The 15305-nt window shown below is 61.9% G+C and carries 14 protein-coding genes; 10 read left to right on the plus strand and 4 right to left on the minus strand.

What is annotated here, in order from left to right; translation table 11 throughout:
- The first annotated feature begins 28 nt into the window (after positions 1–28).
- The 5 genes from AC3RCM_RS05300 to hisC all read left to right on the plus strand — a co-directional run bounded on the left by AC3RCM_RS05300 (position 29) and on the right by hisC (position 4945).
- The gene (locus AC3RCM_RS05300; protein WP_003255121.1) at positions 29–268 is read left to right on the plus strand and encodes a BolA family protein; all 240 of its coding nucleotides are present in this window, start codon (positions 29–31) and stop codon (positions 266–268) included.
- 23 nt (positions 269–291) lie between these two features.
- The gene (gene murA, locus AC3RCM_RS05305; protein WP_003255119.1) at positions 292–1557 is read left to right on the plus strand and encodes a UDP-N-acetylglucosamine 1-carboxyvinyltransferase; all 1266 of its coding nucleotides are present in this window, start codon (positions 292–294) and stop codon (positions 1555–1557) included.
- Between the two features lie 91 nt (positions 1558–1648).
- On the plus strand, positions 1649–2284 hold the full coding sequence (hisG, locus tag AC3RCM_RS05310; protein WP_003255118.1) for an ATP phosphoribosyltransferase: 636 nt from the start codon (positions 1649–1651) through the stop codon (positions 2282–2284).
- Between the two features lie 286 nt (positions 2285–2570).
- Positions 2571–3896, plus strand: coding sequence for a histidinol dehydrogenase (gene hisD / locus AC3RCM_RS05315; protein WP_064492416.1), 1326 nt, complete (start codon positions 2571–2573; stop codon positions 3894–3896).
- Between the two features lie 2 nt (positions 3897–3898).
- The gene (hisC, locus tag AC3RCM_RS05320; protein WP_104886639.1) at positions 3899–4945 is read left to right on the plus strand and encodes a histidinol-phosphate transaminase; all 1047 of its coding nucleotides are present in this window, start codon (positions 3899–3901) and stop codon (positions 4943–4945) included.
- 529 nt (positions 4946–5474) lie between these two features.
- On the opposite strand, the gene AC3RCM_RS05325 is transcribed toward hisC, so the two are convergent.
- Positions 5475–6659 carry an alkaline phosphatase family protein gene (locus tag AC3RCM_RS05325; RefSeq protein WP_064493185.1) on the minus strand — a complete coding sequence of 395 codons (1185 nt, stop codon included), beginning with the start codon at positions 6657–6659 and terminating at the stop codon, positions 5475–5477.
- A gap of 139 nt (positions 6660–6798) precedes the next feature.
- Here AC3RCM_RS05325 and AC3RCM_RS05330 point away from each other — a divergent pair, with 139 nt between their 5' ends.
- The 4 genes from AC3RCM_RS05330 (at position 6799) to AC3RCM_RS05345 (ending at position 9663) form a co-directional block, all read left to right on the plus strand.
- Positions 6799–7449 carry a FadR/GntR family transcriptional regulator gene (locus tag AC3RCM_RS05330; protein WP_010952159.1) on the plus strand — a complete coding sequence of 217 codons (651 nt, stop codon included), beginning with the start codon at positions 6799–6801 and terminating at the stop codon, positions 7447–7449.
- A 13-nt stretch (positions 7450–7462) separates the two neighbouring features.
- Positions 7463–8743 (plus strand): CynX/NimT family MFS transporter, encoded by a 1281-nt coding sequence (locus AC3RCM_RS05335; RefSeq protein WP_064493186.1) that lies wholly within the window; start codon positions 7463–7465, stop codon positions 8741–8743.
- A gap of 109 nt (positions 8744–8852) precedes the next feature.
- Positions 8853–9329 carry a nuclear transport factor 2 family protein gene (locus tag AC3RCM_RS05340; RefSeq protein WP_104886638.1) on the plus strand — a complete coding sequence of 159 codons (477 nt, stop codon included), beginning with the start codon at positions 8853–8855 and terminating at the stop codon, positions 9327–9329.
- Positions 9322–9663 carry a GIY-YIG nuclease family protein gene (locus tag AC3RCM_RS05345; RefSeq protein ID WP_064493187.1) on the plus strand — a complete coding sequence of 114 codons (342 nt, stop codon included), beginning with the start codon at positions 9322–9324 and terminating at the stop codon, positions 9661–9663. Before AC3RCM_RS05340 ends, AC3RCM_RS05345 begins: the two co-directional genes overlap by 8 nt.
- Here the strand turns inward: AC3RCM_RS05345 and yejK are convergent.
- The gene (gene yejK, locus AC3RCM_RS05350) at positions 9611–10618 is read right to left on the minus strand and encodes a nucleoid-associated protein YejK (protein ID WP_010952163.1); all 1008 of its coding nucleotides are present in this window, start codon (positions 10616–10618) and stop codon (positions 9611–9613) included. The two genes, AC3RCM_RS05345 and yejK, sit on opposite strands and share 53 nt — an antisense overlap.
- Before the next feature lie 369 nt (positions 10619–10987).
- On the opposite strand from yejK, the gene AC3RCM_RS05355 reads away from it, so the two are divergent.
- Entirely contained in the window at positions 10988–11269 is a 282-nt protein-coding gene (locus AC3RCM_RS05355; protein WP_003255106.1) for an HU family DNA-binding protein, read from the plus strand.
- 47 nt (positions 11270–11316) lie between these two features.
- Here the strand turns inward: AC3RCM_RS05355 and rlmF are convergent, their stop codons facing one another.
- Both rlmF and AC3RCM_RS05365 read right to left on the minus strand, forming a co-directional pair.
- A complete protein-coding gene (gene rlmF, locus AC3RCM_RS05360) occupies positions 11317–12270 on the minus strand; it encodes a 23S rRNA (adenine(1618)-N(6))-methyltransferase RlmF (protein ID WP_010952165.1) in 954 nt (317 codons plus the stop codon).
- Positions 12271–12448: 178 nt separating this feature from the next.
- Entirely contained in the window at positions 12449–15295 is a 2847-nt protein-coding gene (locus AC3RCM_RS05365) for a valine--tRNA ligase (protein ID WP_003255103.1), read from the minus strand.
- Positions 15296–15305: the final 10 nt, after the last annotated feature.

Raw genomic sequence — 15305 nt, forward strand, 5'->3', positions numbered from 1 at the left:
GCGCATCGGGCGCCGATTGAGGTTGAGCATGCAGGCCGTAGAAGTTAAAAGCTTCCTTGAAGAGAAATTGCCGGGTTCCCGGGTCGAAGTTGAAGGCGAAGGCTGCAACTTCCAGTTGAACGTGATCAGCGACGAGTTGGCTGGCCTGAGTCCGGTCAAACGCCAGCAGGCGATCTATGCTCACCTGAATCCGTGGATCGCCAATGGCAGCATCCATGCGGTAACCATGAAATTTTTCAGCAGCGCAGCCTGGGCTGAGCGCACCTGAGCCAACTTGGCGGCGAGACTCCAATGGACAAACTGATTATTACTGGCGGCGCTCGCCTTGACGGCGAGATCCGCATTTCGGGCGCGAAGAACGCAGCCCTGCCGATTCTGGCAGCGACCCTGCTGGCCGATGGCCCGGTCACCGTGGGCAACCTGCCGCACCTGCACGACATCACCACCATGATCGAACTGTTCGGGCGCATGGGCATCGAGCCTGTGATCGACGAAAAGCTGTCGGTGGAGATCGATCCACGCACCATCAAGACCCTGGTCGCGCCGTACGAGCTGGTCAAGACCATGCGCGCCTCGATCCTGGTGCTGGGCCCGATGGTTGCCCGTTTCGGCGAAGCCGAAGTGGCCCTGCCTGGCGGTTGCGCCATTGGCTCGCGCCCGGTCGATCTGCACATCCGTGGCCTTGAGGCCATGGGGGCGAAGATCGAAGTGGAAGGCGGCTACATCAAGGCCAAGGCGCCTGAAGGTGGCCTGCGTGGCGCGCACTTCTTCTTCGACACCGTCAGCGTGACCGGTACCGAGAACATCATGATGGCCGCTGCCTTGGCCAAGGGCCGCAGCGTGTTGCAGAACGCCGCGCGTGAGCCTGAAGTGGTCGATCTGGCCAACTTCATCAACGCCATGGGCGGGAACATTCAGGGCGCAGGTACCGACACCATCACCATCGATGGTGTCGAACGACTGGATTCGGCCAACTACCGCGTCATGCCGGACCGCATCGAGACCGGTACCTACCTGGTTGCCGCTGCCGTGACCGGTGGCCGCGTCAAGGTCAAGGACACCGACCCTACCATCCTTGAAGCCGTGCTTGAAAAACTCAAGGAAGCGGGTGCCGACATCAACACCGGCGAGGACTGGATCGAGCTGGACATGCATGGCAAGCGGCCGAAAGCCGTGAACCTGCGTACTGCCCCGTATCCGGCGTTCCCGACCGACATGCAGGCGCAGTTCATCTCGCTGAACGCCATTGCCGAAGGCACTGGCGCGGTAATCGAGACCATCTTCGAAAACCGCTTCATGCATGTTTACGAAATGCACCGCATGGGCGCGCAGATCCAGGTCGAAGGCAACACCGCCATCGTCACTGGCGTCAAGGCGCTGAAGGGTGCCCCGGTCATGGCCACCGACCTCCGTGCTTCCGCCAGCCTGGTGCTGTCGGCGCTGGTTGCCGAAGGCGATACCCTGATCGATCGCATCTACCACATCGACCGTGGTTACGAGTGCATCGAGGAAAAACTGCAGATGCTCGGCGCGAAAATCCGCCGCGTACCGGGCTAGTACCCCGCGGGTGCAAGGACGCACCTTTTGAATTGAATGCGGCCAGGTCGATGACCTGGCCGGCAGCAGCCGCTTAAGGACCGACGTTCCAATGTTGACCATCGCGCTTTCCAAAGGCCGTATTCTCGACGATACCTTGCCGTTGCTCGCCGAGGCCGGCATCGTGCCGACCGAAAACCCGGACAAGAGCCGCAAACTGATCATCCCCACCACGCAGGACGATGTACGCCTGCTGATCGTGCGTGCCACCGACGTGCCGACCTATGTCGAGCATGGCGCTGCCGACCTGGGTGTGGCCGGCAAGGACGTGCTGATGGAGTACGGCGGCCAGGGCCTGTATGAGCCCCTGGACCTGCAGATTGCCCAATGCAAGCTGATGACCGCGGGCGTAGTCGGCGCAGCCGAGCCCAAGGGCCGCCTGCGTGTGGCAACCAAGTTCGTCAACGTAGCCAAGCGTTACTATGCCGAACAAGGTCGCCAGGTCGACATCATCAAGCTGTATGGCTCGATGGAGCTGGCGCCGCTGATCAACCTTGCCGACAAGATCATCGACGTGGTCGACACCGGCAACACCCTGCGTGCCAACGGCCTGGAGCCCCAGGAACTGATCGCCACGATCAGCTCGCGCCTGGTGGTCAACAAAGCCTCCATGAAAATGCAGCACGCCCGTATCCAGAGCCTGATCGACACGCTGCGTCAAGCGGTCGAATCGCGACACCGCGGTTGACTCCTGCGCGCGACCTTCGCTGTCGCGCCCGTCTATCCGCGTCATAGCCATTTTTCTCGGGTGCCCGCGCGGATGGACTGGTAGCTTGGGATTGTGCGAAAAGTCGCCGAGCGGCGATCATGCAAGAACGAAAACAGGCGAGGAACGGCCGGGGTCGCGCCCGACTTTGCTGGTTGCAAATGAGCATTCCGAGCCTGTTTTTAACGTAGCATGATCGTCGCGCAGGCACTTTTCGCACAATCCCCTAGGGCGCCTGAGCATTCGCTAATATTACGAGGCCCTCGCCATGACCGTGTCCACTGCAATTGCCCGTCTCAACGCCGCTGATCCGGATTTCGCCCGACATCTGGATCATCTGCTGAGCTGGGAAAGTGTGTCCGATGACGCGGTCAATCAGCGCGTGCTCGACATCATCAAGGCCGTGCGTGAACGCGGTGATGCGGCGCTGGTGGAATTCACCCAGCGTTTCGATGGTGTTGACGCCAAGTCGATTGACGACCTGATCCTCAATCGCGCGCGCCTGGAACTGGCGCTGACCCGTATTACCCCGGTCCAGCGCGAGGCCCTGGAAAAGGCCGCCAACCGTGTGCGCATTTATCACGAGCGGCAGAAGCAGGATTCCTGGCAGTACACCGAGGCCGACGGCACCGTGCTCGGCCAGAAGGTCACCCCGCTGGACCGTGCTGGCCTGTATGTGCCGGGCGGCAAGGCGTCGTACCCGTCGTCGGTGCTGATGAACGCCATCCCGGCCAAGGTTGCCGGCGTGGCTGAAGTGGTGATGGTGGTGCCGACCCCGCGGGGTGAGGTCAACGAGCTGGTGCTGGCGGCTGCCTGCATCGCTGGTGTCGACCGGGTGTTCACCGTCGGTGGCGCTCAGGCCGTGGCTGCGCTGGCCTACGGGACTGAAAGCGTGCCGCAGGTGGACAAGATCGTCGGCCCGGGCAACATCTACGTTGCCACCGCCAAGCGTCACGTGTTCGGCCAGGTAGGCATTGACATGATCGCCGGCCCCTCGGAAATTCTCGTGGTGTGTGACGGCCAGACCGACCCGGACTGGATCGCCATGGACCTGTTCTCCCAGGCCGAGCACGACGAAGACGCCCAGGCCATCCTGGTCAGCCCGGATGCTGCTTTCCTCGATCGCGTGGCTGCCAGCATCGACAAGCTGATGCCGACCATGGAACGTGCCGATATCATCGAGAAGTCGATCAATGGCCGTGGTGCGCTGATCCAGGTACGTGACATGCAGCAGGCCATGGAAGTGGCCAACCGCATTGCACCGGAGCACCTGGAGCTGTCGGTGGCCGACCCGCAAGCCTGGCTGCCACACATTCGTCACGCTGGCGCGATCTTCATGGGCCGCCACACCAGCGAAGCGCTGGGCGATTACTGCGCTGGCCCTAACCACGTGCTGCCCACTTCAGGTACCGCGCGTTTTTCGTCGCCGCTGGGGGTGTATGACTTCCAGAAGCGTTCGTCGATCATCTTCTGCTCCGAACAGGGCGCGTCCGAACTGGGCCACACTGCCTCGGTCCTGGCCCGTGGCGAGTCGCTGACCGCCCACGCCCGCAGCGCTGAATACCGTATTTTGACCCAAGAGAAGGGGAACTGAGCATGAGTCGATTCTGGAGCCCCTTCGTCAAGGACCTGGTGCCTTACGTGCCGGGCGAGCAACCCAAGCTGGCCCGCCTGGTCAAGCTGAACACCAACGAAAACCCCTATGGCCCGTCGCCCAAGGCGCTGGAGGCCATGCGCGGCGAGCTGAACGATAACCTGCGCCTGTACCCGGACCCGAACGGTGACCGTCTCAAGCAAGCGGTGGCCGAGTACTACGGCGTGACCCCGGCGCAGGTGTTTGTCGGCAACGGCTCGGACGAGGTGCTGGCGCACATCTTCTACGGCCTGTTCCAGCACGATGCGCCGCTGCTGTTCCCGGACATCAGCTACAGCTTCTACCCGGTCTACTGTGGCCTGTACGGCATTGCCTTCGAACAGGTGGCGCTGGATGAGCAGTTCCAGATCCGCATTGAGGACTACAAAAAGCCCAACGCTGGCATCATCTTCCCCAACCCCAACGCGCCGACGGGTTGCCTGATGCCGTTGCAGGTGGTGGAGGAGTTGCTGCAGGCCAACCGTGATTCGGTGGTGGTGGTGGATGAGGCCTACATCGATTTCGGTGGTGAAACGGCGATCAGCCTGGTGGACCGCTACGATAACCTGCTGGTTACCCAGACGCTGTCGAAGTCGCGCTCGCTGGCGGGGCTGCGAGTTGGCCTGGCGGTGGGGCATCCGGACCTGATCGAGGCGTTGGAGCGGATCAAGAACAGCTTCAACTCCTATCCACTGGACCGTGCAGCTATCGTCGGCGCGGCGGTGGCGTTCGAAGACCGTGAGTACTTCGAGGAAACCTGCCGCAAGGTGATAGACAGCCGCGAGGTGTTGGTCGGTCAGCTGCAGGCCAAGGGCTTTGAGGTGCTGCCGTCGGCTGCCAACTTCATCTTCGCCCGCCACCCGCAGCAGGATGCCGGCGAGCTGGCGGCACGCTTGCGCGAGCAGGGCGTGATCGTGCGTCACTTCAAGCAGCCGCGTATTGCCCAGTTCCTGCGGATTACCATCGGCACGCCGGAAATGAACCAGGCACTGCTGGATGCGTTGAGCTGACGTGTAGGAGCGGGTTTACCCGCGAATACGGTAGCGGCGGCAGCGGCGAACGGTCGGTGGAAATTGGCCAGCAGGCCCGGCCCATTCGCGGGTGAACCCGCTCCTACAACAGCCTGTGCGCGTCCATCGTAGGAGCGGGTTTACCCGCGAATACGATAGCGGCGGCAGCGGCGAACGGTCGGTGGAAATTGGCCAGCAGGCCCGGCCCTTTCGCGGGTGAACCCGCTCCTACAACAGCCTGTGCGCGTCCAATGTAGGAGCGGGTTTACCCGCGAATACGGTAGCGGCGGCAACGGTGAACGGCTGGTGAAATTGGCCAGCAGGGCCGGCCCTTTCGCGGGTGAACCCGCTCCTACAACAGCCTGTGCGCGTCCAATGTAGGAGCGGGTTTACCCGCGAATACGGTAGCGGCGGCAACGGTGAATGGCGGGTGGTAATTGGCCAGCAGGTCCGGCCCTTTCGCGGGTGAGCCCGCTCCTACGGGGGGGCGGGCACTTGAGGTACGACAGAGCTGTTGCTTCCCAAGGGATTAATAGCGGCGGTCTTCGATTACAAACGGCTTGGCTGCCGGCCTGTTGCGCACTGCCGCCGGTGTACCATCCAGTACCAGTGCATAATCGTTCTGCTTGTCCATCCCCTCCGGATCGGTCCATTGCTCGTCTCTGGCCGCAACCTGGGCAACCACATGGCCGTTCTTGATAATGGTCAGATAACCCTTGGCGTTACTGTTCCAGCGTAGCCGTCCTTTGTTTTCATCGGCCCGCGCCTTGCGCACGCCGGTATCACCCAGTAAAGGCGTGCCGTCCAATAGCCATTGCGGCTGCAGCTTGAGGCCCATGTGGCGCAGCACCGTGGGCGCTACCGAGGTCTGCGCGGGAAGCCCGTACAGACCGCCGGGCCCAGGCATTTCCACAGGAATGCTCAGCTCGGTCAGTTCCTGATTCAACGGTTTGTTGCTGGCGATGAAGATGCTCTTTTCCTGCTCCGAAGCGCCGCCATGGCCTTTGCCCCAATAGTCCCGGCCATGGTTGGTACTGACGAGTACCAGCCAGTCTTCCTGTGGGAACATGCGACGCCGCTGGTCTACCTTGTCCAACAGCCGCCCGATCTCGCTGTCGGCCTTGCGCAACGCCTGCGCATAGCGCTCACCATAACCCCTGTGATGGCCAATCTGGTCAGGTTCGTCCAGTTGAATGAACGTGAAATCAGCGGGTGTGTCGCCGAGGATCTGCAACGTTCGTTCAATCACTTGTTCATCTGGCAGACCACTTTCGCGTACATCGGCGCCATGGGCGTCCTCCAGCAGAAATGCCGTGTTGATGGTCGACCAGTTGACGATGCTGGAGAGATAGGCATTGGGGTAGGCCAGGCGTAGCCGCTTGAACAGGCTAGGAAACGCCGGGTTTACCCGTTGCGAGTCGTCGTCCGATTCAACGCCATGCTTGTTGCTCCACACGCCGGTCAGCAAAGTGATCCAGCCTGGGCCACTCAAGGTGGGTTGCTCGCTGGCTTTACCATTGATCCCCCCGGCGTAAGCCTTGCCGTAGTGCAGCCGCTGTTTCAGGTTGGTCGCATCGCCCAGTTGCAGGTACTGCTGCAATTGCACGCCGTCAAGGCCGATGAGCAAGGTTTTAGGGCGGCTCGGGTGCCGGGCCGGGTCACAGCCCGGCTGCAGGGCCAGGAACAGCAATAACAGCAAACTTGCCAGTCGCATGGGGTCGCATCCTTGAAAGCACGCAACGAGCGTTGCAACAAAGTGGCATGCCCACAACTGGCAGAAATACCAGGTGGTTTACCTCTTTGCCTGCAATCCAGTAAGCTGCATCAATTCGTCGGATGATTGGTTGAGTGGCATGAATACAGAGCTGACCAAGCGCTCCCTGGTGGAGTTGGCGGTAGAGCGCATGCGCGAATGCATCGTGCTGGGCGATTGGCAGGTCGGTCAGCGCCTGCCTACCGAGCCAGAGCTTGCCTTGCAGCTGGGCATCAGCCGCAACACCGTGCGTGAGGCCATGCGCGTGCTGGCGTTCAGTGGCCTGGTGGAAATTCGCCAGGGCGACGGCAGCTACCTGCGCACTGCCCAGGACCCGCTGCAGGCGGTGCACGCGATGTCCCGGTGTACGCCCGAGCAGGCCCGTGAAACCCGCCATATTCTCGAGGCGGAGGCCGTCGGGCTGGCGGCCTTGCGCCGTACCGATGCCGACCTGCAAGCGCTACGGGATGCCCTGGAAGGCAGTGCCGGGCATTTTCACGGCGATGTCGATGCCTATGTGGCCTGCGACCTGGTGTTCCACCAGCGGCTGGTCGATGCCGCCCACAACCCGGCATTAAGCGAGCTGTACCGTTACTTTTCCGGGGTCGTGGCTGCCGCGCTGCAACACAATATGGCCACCGTTCCGCGCTGCCAGGCCACGTTCGACTTGCATGGACAGATCCTCGACGCCATCGAGCAACGTGACGCTGAACGGGCCAAGCGCCTGACCCGTATCCTCATTGAATCCTGACACCGAGAAGGCCATGGCTGAATCCATCACCCGTAATTCCCCGTCGAACGAGCGGGATCTCGATGAGCTGCTGATCGACGCTGAAGCGGACGACGAACAGGTCCAGCAGCAGGCTGTGGTGTTGCGGCGGCCCTGGCTGTTGCTGCTGGGCCTGGTGCTGGTGGCCTTGAACCTGCGCCCGGCATTGTCGAGCATGGCGCCGGTGCTGGGCCAAGTATCTGAAGGCTTGGGGCTGAATGCTTCACAGGCTGGCTTGCTGACCACCTTGCCGGTGCTCTGCCTGGGCCTGTTTGCTCCCTTGGCGCCGTTGCTGGCGCGGCGCTTTGGCAGCGAGCGGGTGATTCTTGGCATCCTCCTCACTCTGGCACTTGGCCTTGTGGTACGAAGTACCTTTGGGGCAATCGGGGTGTTCCTCGGCAGCCTGATGGCGGGGGCCAGCATCGGCATTATCGGCGTATTGTTACCCGGTATCGTCAAGCGCGACTTTCCACAGCACGCTGGCACGCTGACCGGTGTATACACCATGGCGTTATGCCTGGGCGCGGCCATGGCCGCAGGTGCCACCGTACCTTTGGCCCAGCATTTCGACGGCAGCTGGGCACTGGGGTTGGGCTTCTGGGTGCTGCCGGCTTTGCTGGCCATGCTGGTGTGGCTGCCACAGGCCCGTCAGGGGCATGGCCTGCACAAGGTGGCCTATCGCGTGCGAGGCTTGTGGCGTGACCCACTGGCCTGGCAGGTGACCCTGTATATGGGCCTGCAGTCATCACTGGCTTACATCGTGTTCGGTTGGTTGCCATCGATCCTGATCGGCCGCGGCCTCACCCCGACCGAGGCAGGGTTGGTGCTGTCAGGGTCGGTAATCGTGCAGTTGATCAGTTCGCTCAGTGCCCCCTGGTTGGCCACCCGCGGCAAGGACCAGCGGCTGGCAATCGTGGTGGTCATGTCGGGCACGCTGGCGGGGCTGTTCGGTTGCCTGTATGCGCCACTTTCCGGACTGTGGGGGTGGGCCATTGTGCTGGGCCTGGGGCAGGGCGGTACCTTTGCCCTGGCGCTGACCTTGATCGTGCTGCGCTCGAAGGACGCCCACGTTGCGGCGAACTTGTCGAGCATGGCCCAAGGGGTGGGTTATACCCTGGCCTCGATGGGGCCTTTTGCGGTAGGGCTGGTGCATGACCTGACCGGCGGCTGGACGGCACTGGGTTGGATTTTTGCGGTGCTGGGCGTTGGCGCCGTGGTGTTCGGGCTGGGTGCCGGGCGGGCGCTGCATGTGCAGGTGACCTGCGAAAAAGTCTGAGGCCTGTTTTAGCAGTCCCGTCCTCGTGCCTGCCAAGAGGGCGGGACTGGCATAAGCCACCGGGGCAGATTATCGTGCAGTTTTCGAACCTAGGACGGACCAGCCCCCAATGAGCGATGCCAACCGCGCCCTGATCACCCGTTTCTACCAGGCTTTCCAGCGCCTGGATGCCGACGCCATGCTGGCCTGCTACAACAACGATATCGTTTTCAGCGACCCGGTGTTCGGCACCCTGCGCGGCAAGGACGCAGGCGATATGTGGCGGATGCTCACCACCCGCGCCAAGAACTTCACCCTGACATTCGACAGCATACGCGCAGATGAGCACAGTGGCAGCGCGCACTGGGTGGCTACCTACCTGTTCAGCCAGACCGGCCGTGTTGTGGTCAACGATATCCAGGCACGCTTTGTCATTCGTGATGGGCTGATTTGCCAGCATGACGACACCTTTGACCTGTGGCGCTGGTCGCGGCAAGCGTTGGGTGTTCCTGGAATGCTGCTGGGGTGGTCGCCGCTGATGCAGAACAAGGTCCGCCTGCAGGCATTCAAGGGGTTGCGCGCATTCCAGCAGGCCCAGGGTGAGTGAAGTCGTCGAACCTGCCGTTGGTAAGCCCTGGTTTGTCTATCTGGTAAGGGCTGCCAATGGCTCGTTGTATTGCGGCATCAGCGATGACCCGCAGCGTCGGTTCGCCGCGCATCAGAAAGGGCAGGGCGCCCGCTATTTCAAGACCAGCCCGGCCCAGGCGCTGGTGTATGTGGAGCAGTGGCCGGACAAGAGCGCGGCCCTGCGCCAGGAGCGGTTGGTGAAACGGCTGCGCAAGTCGGCGAAGGAGGCACTGGTGGCCTCCTTTGGCGGCTTGGGCGAAATCAGTCCTTGCGCCGCTTCAGCTGATCCACCAAGGTTGTCGGCAGCCCCTTGATGATCAAGGTCCCCGCCGCTTCGTCATACTCCACCTTGTCCCCCAGCAGATGTGCCTCGAAGCTGATCGACAGCCCCTCGGCACGCCCGGTGAAACGGCGGAACTGGTTGAGGGTGCGTTTGTCAGCAGGAATTTCCGGCGACAGGCCGTAGTCCTTGTTGCGGATGTGGTCGTAGAACGCTTTGGGGCGGTCCTCGTCGATCAGGCTGGACAGCTCTTCGAGCGTCACCGGCTCGCCCAGCTTGGTCTGGGTGGTGGCGTACTCGACCAGGGTCTGGGTCTTTTCGCGGGCGGATTCTTCCGGCAGGTCTTCGCTTTCGACGAAATCGCTGAAGGCCTTGAGCAGGGTGCGGGTTTCGCCCGGGCCGTCGACGCCTTCCTGGCAGCCGATGAAGTCGCGGAAGTAATCCGACACCTTCTTGCCGTTCTTGCCCTTGATGAACGAAATATACTGCCTGGAGTTCTGGTTGTTCTTCCACTCCGACAGGTTGATGCGTGCTGCCAGGTGCAGCTGGCCAAGGTCGAGGTGACGGGAAGGGGTCACGTCGAGCTGGGCATTCACCGCCACGCCTTCGCTATGGTGCAGCAGGGCGATCGCCAGGTACTCGGTCATGCCTTGCTGATAGTGGGCAAACAGGATGTGGCCGCCGGTGGACAGGTTGGACTCTTCCATCAGCTTCTGCAGATGCTCGACAGCCACGCGGCTGAAGGCGGTGAAGTCTTTTTCTTCATCCAGGTACTGCTTCAGCCAGCCGCTCAGCGGGTAGGCGCCCGATTCGCCGTGGAAAAAGCCCCAGGCCTTGCCTTGCTTGGCGTTGTAGCTGTCATTGAGGTCGGCCAGGAGGTTTTCGATGGCATCGGAGGCAGCCAGTTCGGAGTCGCGAGCATGCAGTACGGCGGGGCTGCCATCGGGCTTTTTGTCGATCAGGTGAACGATGCAATGACGGATTGGCATGGAATTCTCGGCGAGCTGCAAAAGTTGCCAAGTTTAACCTAGACCTGAGGTGATGCAGTGGCCGTATGTTGGCAGATATGTCGGTTGTTCGTTTTTTGTTCAATTTTCTGTGTTTTCAGCTGAAACCCCCGAAAAACCTGCATTTAATCAAAGTGCGAAGCGGATATTTATCCATTCATGTGGTAGTTTTGCGCGGTCTTGCGCCCCTCGTGTGCGCATTGCTGGCAGCAAGCTTTCGTCGTGTCGAACCAAACGCCGATTTTCGTATCTACATACGCAATTGGCGCGGCCCTCCATTTCAAGGGGCTGGCCCGATAACGTCGTAGTCCGCTGCTTAACCATCGAATTTGATAGGGAAGGAACACCACCATGGCATTGACCAAAGACCAACTGATTGCCGACATCGCCGAATCGATCGCCGCGCCAAAAGCCACCGCCAAGAACGCTCTGGAGCAACTGGGCCAGATCGTTGCTGACCAACTGGAAAACGGCGCTGAAATCACTCTGCCAGGCATCGGCAAGCTGAAAGTCTCCGAGCGTCCTGCCCGTACCGGCCGCAACCCTTCGACTGGCGCTGCTATCGAAATCGCTGCCAAGAAAGTCGTCAAGTTCGTTCCAGCCAAAGTGCTGACCGACGCCATCAACAAGTAATTGTTGCTTTGACGAAACCGCGCCCGGCTTGCCCGGGCGCGGTTTTTTCATGCCTGTGATTTACGCTGGGCGTGCCAGGCTTGGCGTGCGGCGTCGTCAAGGAAGCTCCAGGCGACCATGCGGCTCTGTTTCTGCCCCTGGCCCATCTCAATGATGCGTACGGCCTTGGCGCCGGACTTCTTCAACGCGGCCTCGATGCCCGGCAGGTTGCTGGCCTTGGACACCAGGCTGGTGAACCAAAGTACCCGTTCGGCGTACTGTACGCTTTCGCCGATCAGCTGGGTGACAAAGCGGATTTCGCCACCCTCGCACCACAGTTCATTGTTCTGGCCACCGAAGTTCAGCACGGGCAGCTTGCGTTTGGGATCCTGTTTGCCGAGGTTCTTCCATTTGCGCTGGCTGCCGCGGGTGGCTTCGTCGCGTGAGGCATGGAAGGGCGGGTTGCACAGGGTCAGGTCGAAGCGTTCGCCCTCCTGCAGCAGGCCGCTGAGGATGTGCGCTCGGTTGGCCTGCTGGCGCAGGGTAATGGCTTTGCCCAGGCCATTGGCCTGGACGATAGCCTTGGCCGAGGCCAGCGCCACCGGGTCGATGTCCGAGCCGAGGAAGCGCCAGCGGTAGTCACTGTAGCCCAGCAGTGGATAGATGCAGTTGGCCCCCACGCCGATGTCCAGCGCGCGCACTTGCGCGCCCCTTGGGACGTCGCCGGCATTGTCATCGGCCAACAGATCGGCGGCTACATGGATGTAGTCGGCACGGCCAGGAATGGGCGGGCACAGGTAATCGGCTGGGATGTCCCAGTGCTGGATGCCGTACTGGGCCTTGAGCAGTGCACGGTTGAACACGCGGACGGCTTCGGGGTTGGCAAAGTCGATGCTGGGCTTGCCGTGGGGGTTGGTGATGGTGAAACGGGCCAGATCAGGGTGGGCCTTGATCAGGCTGGGGAAGTCGTAGCGACCCTGGTGGCGGTTGCGCGGGTGCAGGGTGGGTTTGTTCGGGGTCATGGCAGTGTCCAGCCCTATACGAGCGGTGGCTTGAAGACCCTGGGGCTGCTACGCAGCCCTTTCGCGACACAAGGCCGCTCCCACAGGGTGGTGGCGCCTTGAAGGTTGGCGCCGTCCTGTGGGAGCGGCCTTGTGTCGCGAAAGGGCCGTGCAGCGGCCCCAACGGTCTCTCTAGTGATTACAGCGCTGCAATCCGCGCATGCTGCTCGGTGAAGTTGGCCAGGGCCTGTTCGGACTCGGCCAGCTTGGCGCGTTCCTTCTCGATCACCGCAGGCGGGGCCTTGTCGACGAAGGCTGCGTTGGACAGCTTGCCGCCAACACGTTGCACTTCACCTTGCAGACGCTGGATTTCCTTGTTCAGGCGCGCCAGCTCGGCATCCTTGTCGATCAGCCCGGCCATTGGCACCAGCACTTGCAGGTCACCGACCAGGGCGGTAGCGGACAGCGGCGCTTCGTCGGCATCACCCAGTACGGTGAACGACTCGACCTTGGCCAGCTTCTTCAGCAGCGCTTCGTTTTCCTGCAGGCGGCGCTGGTCGTCGGCGTTGGCGTTCTTCAGGAACAGCGGCAGCGGCTTGCCGGGGCCGATGTTCATTTCGGCGCGGATATTACGCAGGCCGACCATCAACTCTTTCAGCCACTCGATGTCGCCTTCGGCAGCGGCGTCAATGCGCGCTTCGTTGGCCACTGGCCATGGCTGCAGCATGATGGTCTTGCCGTCGATGCCGGCCAGCGGCGCGATGCGCTGCCAGATTTCTTCGGTGATGAACGGCATGAACGGATGCGCAAGACGCAGTGCCACTTCCAGTACGCGCACCAGGGTGCGGCGGGTGCCGCGGGCGCGCTCTACCGGGGCGTTTTCGTCCCACAGTACCGGTTTGGACAGCTCCAGGTACCAGTCGCAGTACTGGTTCCAGATGAACTCGTACAGCGCCTGGCTGGCCAGGTCGAAGCGGAACTGCTCCAGCTGGCGGGTTACTTCGGCTTCGGTACGCTGAAGCTGCGAGATGATCCAGCGGTCGGCCAGCGACAGCTCGTAGGCTTCGCCGTTCTGGCCGCAGTCTTCGCCCTTGTCCAGCACGTAGCGGGCAGCGTTCCAGATCTTGTTGCAGAAGTTGCGGTAGCCTTCGACGCGGCCCATGTCGAACTTGATGTCGCGGCCTGTCGAGGCCAGCGAGCAGAAGGTGAAGCGCAGGGCGTCGGTGCCGTAGCTGGCAATACCTTCGGGGAACTCGGCCTTGGTCTGCTTGGCGATTTTCTCGGCAAGCTTGGGCTGCATCATGCCGCTGGTGCGTTTTTCCAGCAGGGCGTCGAGGGTGATGCCGTCGACGATGTCCAGCGGGTCCAGCACGTTGCCCTTGGACTTGGACATCTTCTGGCCCTGGCCGTCACGTACCAGGCCGTGCACGTACACGGTCTTGAACGGTACCTGCGGGGTGCCGTCTTCGTTCTTGATCAGGTGCATGGTCAGCATGATCATGCGCGCAACCCAGAAGAAGATGATGTCGAAGCCAGTCACCAGCACGTCGGTGGAGTGGAACTTCTTGAGGAATTCGGTCTGTTCCGGCCAGCCCAGGGTGGAGAATGTCCACAGGCCCGAGCTGAACCAGGTGTCGAGTACGTCGTCATCCTGACGCAGGACCACGTCGGCGCCCAGCTTGTGCTTGGCGCGCACTTCTTCCTCGTTGCGGCCAACGTAGACCTGGCCGGCCTCGTCGTACCACGCAGGAATGCGATGGCCCCACCACAGTTGGCGGCTGATGCACCAGTCCTGGATATCGCGCATCCAGGAGAAGTACATGTTCTCGTATTGCTTGGGCACGAACTGGATGCGGCCATCTTCCACGGCGGCGATGGCAGGCTCTGCCAGCGGCTTGGTGGAAACGTACCACTGGTCGGTCAGCCACGGCTCGATGACCGTGCCGGAGCGGTCGCCTTTCGGCACTTTCAGGGCGTGGTCGTCGATGCTGACCAGCAGGCCCTGGGCGTCCAGGTCGGCGACGATCTGCTTGCGCGCGACAAAGCGGTCAAGGTTGGCGTACTGGGCCGGCAGCTGGGTGTCGACCTGCTCGTTAACGCTGCCGTCGAGGTTGAAGGCCTGGGCGCTGGCCAGCACGAAGGCGTTCTTGTCGAAGATGTTCAGCAGCGGCAGGTTGTGACGCTTGCCGACTTCATAGTCGTTGAAGTCGTGGGCCGGGGTGATCTTCACGCAACCGGTACCGAACTCGGGGTCGCAGTAGTCATCGGCGATGATCGGGATGCGGCGGCCGACCAACGGCAGTTCGACGAATTTGCCGATCAGTGCCTGATAGCGTTCGTCGTTCGGGTTGACGGCCACGGCAGCGTCACCCAGCAGGGTTTCCGGACGCGTGGTGGCAACTACCAGGTAGTCCTGGCCTTCGGCGGTCTTGGCACCGTCGGCCAGCGGGTAGCGCAGGTTCCACAGGTGGCCTTTCTCGTCGTGGTTTTCCACTTCGAGGTCGGAGATGGCTGTGTGCAGCTTGGTATCCCAGTTGACCAGGCGCTTGCCGCGGTAGATAAGGCCGTCTTCATGCAGGCGCACGAACGCTTCTTTTACCGCTTCGGAGAGGCCGTCGTCCATGGTGAAGCGCTCGCGGCTCCAGTCAACCGACGAGCCCAGGCGGCGAATCTGGCGGCTGATGTTGCCACCGGACTGATCCTTCCATTCCCAGACTTTTTCCAGGAACTTTTCGCGGCCCAGGTCATGACGGTTCTGGCCTTTGGCTTCAAGTTGGCGCTCGACCAGCATCTGCGTGGCGATACCCGCGTGATCGGTGCCTGGCTGCCACAGGGTGTCGCGGCCTTGCATGCGGCGGAAACGGATCAGGGCGTCCATGATCGCGTTGTTGAACCCGTGGCCCATGTGCAGGCTGCCGGTTACGTTCGGCGGCGGGATCATGATGGTGTAGGACTCGCCTGCACCTTGTGGAGCGAAATAGTTCTCGGACTCCCAGGTGTTGTACCAGGAAGTTTCGATTGCGTGCGGCTGGTAGGTCTTATCCATGCGCGGCGGG

The sequence above is a fragment of the Pseudomonas sp. GW823-FHT05G12 genome (assembly GCF_058795575.1).